Origin of the sequence: Hyalangium sp., from assembly GCF_035629615.1 — a bacterium.
In the GTDB taxonomy this organism is placed as follows: Bacteria; Myxococcota; Myxococcia; order Myxococcales; family Myxococcaceae; genus Hyalangium.
Window position 1 is genome coordinate 1 of the sequence record NZ_DASPHO010000214.1, and the last position, 5,884, is coordinate 5,884.

A 5,884-nucleotide genomic window follows, 5' to 3' on the forward strand; every position below is an offset into this window, starting at 1 on the left:
CAGTATGGGGCTCACCCGGGGCGTCCAATCCAACGGCGTGGTTGTCACGCTCCCGGACGGCGGCACGGACGAGCCTGATGCTGGCACCGGCGAGCCTGATGGCGGCACGGGTGAACCTGATGGCGGCACGGGCAAGCCTGACGGCGGCACGGGCGAGCCTGATGGCGGCACGGGTAAGCCCGATGGAGGCGGAGCAGGCCCAGACGAGGATGGGCCCAAGGACTCGCCGCTGGGGTGGGGTTGTGCCTCCGCGGGTGGAGCCGGGCTCCCGCTGCTCCTCGGACTGATCGTCTTGATGCTGCTGGCGCGCAGGCGCCAGGCCTCCTGAGGCCGCTCAGCTCACGGCGCTCACCCTGCGGGACAGGCGGTGACCGCGACGAGCTTGGCCATCGAAGCTTCTCCTTCTCCTGGTGACGCCTTCAGCCGACCTCTTCCACCGACACAGAACGGCAGTCGCTCGAACTCAGAGCCGAGCTGAGTGTCGGGTACAAGCCTCCGCGCGGGGCCTCAGCGCTTCGGGCGCCGGTGTCCCCTGCCCTTCCCTGGCCTTCCACCCCGCCCCGGCTTGCCGCCACGCGCTCCTCCACCACCTGACGAGCCGCGCCCACCACCGCCGCTTCGGCTCCCGCCCCGCCGGCTTCCACCCCCTGCTGGCTTTCCCGCTCCGCGATGCCCAGGTCTTCGAGGCACGGACTTCTCCGTGCGCGAGTCGTGTCCATGCCGCACCACCGGGCGCCCGCTCTCGGCCCTGCGGCGGTCGTCGCGCGCCGCGTCGAGCTCGTCGGGCATCCACGGCATGTCGAGCAGTTCCTGCAGCTCCAGCAGCGTGTCGGCGCGCACGGTGCCGCGTCGTCCACGGCTGACCATGAAGCGTACCGGCCGGTCGAGCACCGGCAGCTCTTCTTCCACGAGCGTGCGAGCGAGCTTCTCCGGCAGATGAAGCCGCACGACACCGATGGGCTTCCCCGCCTCGTCCTGTTCCACCTCGTAGCCCAGCTCTACTTCGTGCTCGCGGATGAGCACCGCGCCCGGCAACGCCAGCAACTCGCTGCGCGTCTCGGGGGGCACCAGCGCGTTCAGGTCGAGCTCCAGCGGGCGCGCATGGAACTCGTCCATCGTGCTCACCCCTTCGAGCTGCGCTTCGTAGAGGGCGGTCAGCTCCGGCTCTCCGAGCTTCGCCGTGCGTCCGCCCGAGCGGCGCCACACCTCGCGCACCTCGGTGATGCCTGGCTGGTTGCGGCGCACTGCCGCGTGCTGCGCCTCGCCACGCGCCATTGCCTCGGCAAGCGCGCGCCGTGCAGGTTCGGCCAGCTCTGGCTCCCACGCACGGAGCACCTTGACGTCGCCATCCAGCTCAAAGCCCGAGTGCTCCACGCGCCGCTCGAGCACGAGTGAACGGTACCGGGCGTCGTAGGCGAGCTTCGCTTCGCTGCGCTGGGCGTACTTCCACAGCAGATCGATCGGGAGCTGTGTCCCCTCGATGGCCGCGTGGGTGCTGCCATGACGGTCGGCGAAGTAGCGGAGCGGCCCCGTCACCGCCCCCCGGCTCTCGCACACGCTCGTCTTCGAGACACGCGCCTCTTCGCCCCACCCCGTCCGCTCGTCGATGACGAGATCGAAGGGCATGAAGCGCGCGAGCAGGTCAGCGAAGCGGCGGTGCACGCGATCCCCCGCGAACGGCATGCGGGCAGGCAAGTCAATGCCCACGCTCCGGTAGATGCTCGCCATCGCCAGCGCCGCGTCCTCGACGGCCTTCACCAGCACGCCGCGCCGCTCGGCCCAGCGCTCCATCTTCTCCGGGTGGAACAGGTGTCGCGGAAGTCCGTAGACCTCGCCGATGTAGCCCGCCTCGCGATATGCGTCGGCGTAGAGGTTGTAGGCCGTGAGGTGGTCGCTCCCAGGGACCAGCACTCCATCCAGGTTGCGCTCCTCACGCGTCATGCGGTGGAGCGACTCGATGGCGCTGCACACGGCGAGGAAGGGGATCAGCCCATCCTCGGCATTGACGATCAGCTCCGCCCACGCCCGCTCCACCGGGAGGGCCTCTACGGCGCGGCCATACTGCGAGAGCTTGCCGTCTGCGTCGACGATGTTGCGCGCCTGCAGGCGCTGGAGCGCGCGCCGGTAGGCGATGCGGTCGAGCGGCACAGGGAGATCCAGCGCGTCCACCCGAACGCCGAGGGCCGCGGCGGTGAGCGCCACGCGCTCCGAATCGCCGGCGAGCTGGAACTCGGGCTCCGTCGGGCGGAGCGAGGAGAAGCGGATGTAGCGGTCGCTCAGGATGAAGACGCGCCCACCCTCCACGCGGCCGTGCACGCGCCCCGCCATCTGGAGGATCTCATTGTTCCCCAGGTGGACGCGCGTGAGCACGTTTCGACCGCGCTCGACGATATTGGCGAAGCGCGTATCGTCGATGACGACGGTGTCGAGCCCCTGCACGTTGAGCGCGCTCTGTCCTGCGGCCGTCATGGCGAGCAGGTAGGGCCGCTCCTCGGTGCCTTCGAGGAACGGCCGGATGGCGCGGATGGGCTCCCCGCCGTGGTAGTAGGCCGCGTGGATGCCAGGCCAGTGGGTGCGCACATGCAAGGCCGCCTGCTCGACCGCGGCCCGAGTGGGGAGGAAGACCCCCACTCCGCGCTCCTCCTTCTCCACGGCTCGGAGGAACGTCTCGTCGAGGAACGCAAGCGGCTCCTTGTTCTCGACGACAACCTTGGCGACCTTCTTCGGGTCGAACGCATGGACCTCGAGCACATCAGCGCTGTTCAGGTAGCGCGCGTAGAGCGCGGGGTCCACCGTGGCCGAGAGCCAGATGAAGCGGCAGCCCACGCGCTTGCCGAGCGCAAGGCAGAGCTCCAGCTCGGCCGACGTCTGGTGGATCTCGTCGATGATGAGCGTGTCGTGCGGCAGGATGTCGCCGTTCTGGAACCAGCGCCGGGCGATGCCCGTCGTCACGATGATGACATTCCAGGTGGGCGTCTCGGGCGTCGCCTCGCGCTCACGGTTCACCACGCCGACCCTCAGCGGGGTGCCGACAATCTCCTCGGCGATGGGCCGGATGGCGAGCGTCTTGCCGGTGCCGGTGCCGGCCACGATGCCGAAGCCTTTCCGGTCGCGCGCGAGCTCGCGCACTCGGGGCCCGTAGTGCTTCTCGAGGTAGGTCTCGAGGTGGAGCCCGATGGCAAGCTCGATGGTCTCGCACGCGGCGCGCGTGGGGGCAATGACGATGACGCGCCCCGTGGGCGGCTCGGCGGAGATGAAGGCGTCGTGGTCAAGCGGCAGGTAGCGGTCGGTCGGGGTGCGCACGCCGGGTCATCACCTCAGGAGAGAAGCCAGAAGTCGTGAACGCCCATGTACAGCAAGCCTAGCAGGGAGAACCTCTCGTGGCTGCACACCGGGTTGACGACCAGACGAATGGTGCCCCAGGACCTGGGTCCGGCCCTATATATATAGGCCATGCTGCCCTTCTCCATCCTCGACCTGACACCGATCATCGCAGGCAGCACCGCCGCGCAGGCGTTGCGCAACACGCTCGATCTTGCCCGGCATGCGGAGCGGTGGGGCTATCGCCGCTACTGGCTGGCCGAGCACCACAACATGCCTGGCGTCGCCAGTGCCGCGACGTCGATCGTGATCGGACATGTGGCCAGCGGCACCTCGACGATCCGCGTGGGCGCGGGCGGGATCATGTTGCCGAACCATGCGCCGCTGGTGATCGCCGAGCAGTTCGGCACGCTGGAGTCACTCTTCCCGGGGCGCATTGATCTGGGCCTGGGGCGTGCGCCAGGCACCGACCCGCTGACGGCCCATGCGCTCCGGCGGAATCTGGCCGGCAATGTGGACTCCTTCCCGGATGACGTGGTGGAGCTCATGACTTACTTCCGCTCCGTGGAGCCCGGCCAGCGGGTGCAGGCCGTTCCCGGCGCTGGCCTCAACGTGCCGATCTGGATCCTGGGCTCCAGCCTCTTCGGCGCGCAGCTCGCTGCGGCGCTGGGCCTCCCCTACGCCTTCGCCTCGCACTTCGCGCCGGGCCAGCTGATGCAGGCGATCGAGCTCTACCGCAACCGGTTCCGGCCCTCGGAGCAGCTCGCGAAGCCCCATGTCATGCTGGGCCTCAACGTCTTTGCGGCTGACACCGACCCAGAGGCCCGCAGGCTGTTCTCCTCTATGCAGCAGGCGCTCGTCCAGCTGCGCCGCGGCCGGCCGGCGGTCCTGCCACCGCCGGTAGACGACTTCGAGAGCCAGCTGTCGCCGCTGGACCGAGCGGGCCTCGATGAGTCGCTGGCCTGCACCGTGGTGGGCTCGCCCGAGACCGTCCAGCGAGGAGTGGAGGACTTCCTCACTCGCACCGCCGCTGACGAGCTCATGGTCGCATCACCGATCTTCGACCATGCCGCTCGCCTGCGCTCGTATGAGATCACTGCGCAGGTGCGCGATGGACTCGCCCGAGCTGGCCGAGGCGGCGCACCGGCGCTCCCCTCTCCTGTCCCGTCCACGTGAGCGCGGAGACGGCCCCAATCCGCCAGAGAGACGCTCCATCAGTTGCTGCCGACGGCCAACCCATTGTGGTAGACGGCACGCGACCCCATCATCAGGCAGGCGCGGATTGAGTCACCTCCCCCGGAACTCCCGGTGGAAGACCCAGCTCAGTGCGCCTCGCTTCCGCGCCCCGAGGAGGGCATCCATGCAGATCGCAAAGGACAGCGTCGTGACTCTCGACTACCGACTCCACCTGGGAGACGGGAAGATCATCGAAGAGACAGAGCCCGGCGACCCGCTCGTCTACCTGCACGGGTACGAGGAGATCGTCCCAGGGCTCGAGAAGGCGCTCGCGGGGAAGAAAGCGGGCGAGTCCCTCAAGGTGGAGGTCTCTGCCGAAGACGGCTACGGCCCTTACGATCCGGAGGAAGTGGAAGAGGTGCCGCGCGAGGAGTTCCCGGAAGACCTGGAGCTGGAGGCGGGGGGCATGGTGAGCGCCACGGACGAGGACGGGGACGAGGTGGAGTTCCTCGTCAAGGAGGTGCGCGCCAAGACGGTGTTGGTGGACTTCAACCACCCACTGGCGGGCAAGCCGCTGCACTTCGAGGTGACCGTGCGTGAGGTGCGCAAGGCCACCGAGGAGGAGCTCGAGCACGGCCACGCGCACTCCCCAGGCCACGAGCACTGAGCCCGGGCTCCCCGTCGCCCGCTCTGCCGAGGACCTGATGGAATTTGCCGCGCTCGCACTCTCTCCCCCGCTGCTCCAAGTCCTCGCGGAGCTGGAGTTCCAGGTCGTCACGCCCATCCAGGCCCAGAGCATTCCGGTGCTGCTGCAGGGCCGCGATCTCGTCGGCCAGGCGCAGACGGGGAGTGGGAAGACTGCGGCCTTCGCACTTCCGATCCTGGAGAGGATTCAGCTCCAGCCGCGGAGACTCCAGGCGCTGGTGCTCTGCCCGACTCGGGAGCTCGCCGCCCAGGTGGCCGGCGAGTTCCGCCGGCTGGGCCGGAGGTTGCCTGGACTCCAGGTCCTCGTGCTCGCAGGAGGCCAGCCCATCCGGCCCCAGCTGAACGCGCTGGAGAAAGGCGCCCACATCGCGGTCGGGACACCCGGCCGTGTTCTGGACCTCCTCGAGCGGGAGGCCCTGGAGACACGCCAGCTCGCCACCGTGGTGCTCGATGAAGCCGACCGGATGCTCGACATGGGCTTCCGAGAGGACATGGAGCGCATCCTCGACGTGATGCCGCGGACGCGCCAGACGGTGCTGTTCTCCGCGACGTTTCCCCCTGACATCGAGGCGCTGAGCCGGTCCTTCCAGAAGGAGCCCACGCGCGTGACGGTCGCGGAGGCCGACGCGGCTCCCGACATCCAACAGCTCGGCTACACCTGCCCGCCCGGGGAGAAGACGGC

Annotated in this window: 4 protein-coding genes and 1 pseudogene; 4 read left to right on the forward strand and 1 reads right to left on the reverse strand. The window is 69.1% G+C overall.

The genetic code is table 11. The features are described from left to right. Positions 1 to 328 (forward strand): annotated as a pseudogene (locus VD972_RS10895) (hypothetical protein); the annotation flags it as partial. A gap of 179 nt (positions 329 to 507) precedes the next feature. On the opposite strand, the gene VD972_RS10900 reads toward VD972_RS10895, so the two are convergent. After that, on the reverse strand, positions 508 to 3,303 hold the full coding sequence (locus VD972_RS10900) for a DEAD/DEAH box helicase (protein ID WP_324984949.1): 2,796 nt from the start codon (positions 3,301 to 3,303) through the stop codon (positions 508 to 510). Positions 3,304 to 3,453: 150 nt separating this feature from the next. Here VD972_RS10900 and VD972_RS10905 point away from each other — a divergent pair, with 150 nt between their 5' ends. The 3 genes from VD972_RS10905 to VD972_RS10915 form a co-directional block, all read left to right on the forward strand. Then, positions 3,454 to 4,497: an LLM class flavin-dependent oxidoreductase gene (locus VD972_RS10905; RefSeq protein WP_324984952.1), complete on the forward strand. Its 1,044-nt coding sequence runs from the start codon at positions 3,454 to 3,456 to the stop codon at positions 4,495 to 4,497. A 184-nt stretch (positions 4,498 to 4,681) separates the two neighbouring features. Continuing rightward, complete coding sequence (locus VD972_RS10910; protein ID WP_324984954.1) at positions 4,682 to 5,164, forward strand: peptidylprolyl isomerase; 483 nt, start codon at positions 4,682 to 4,684, stop codon at positions 5,162 to 5,164. Between the two features lie 37 nt (positions 5,165 to 5,201). Then, positions 5,202 to 5,884, forward strand: a 683-nt coding sequence (locus VD972_RS10915; protein ID WP_324984957.1) for a DEAD/DEAH box helicase, incomplete at its 3' end; no start/stop codon positions are given.

What these genes read in the sequence shown, in the direction of transcription:
- VD972_RS10905 (WP_324984952.1), top strand. Translation starts at nt 3,454, where the DNA reads ATGCTGCCCTTCTCCATCCTCGACCTGACACCGATCATCGCAGGCAGC.
- VD972_RS10910 (WP_324984954.1), top strand. Translation starts at nt 4,682, where the DNA reads ATGCAGATCGCAAAGGACAGCGTCGTGACTCTCGACTACCGACTCCAC.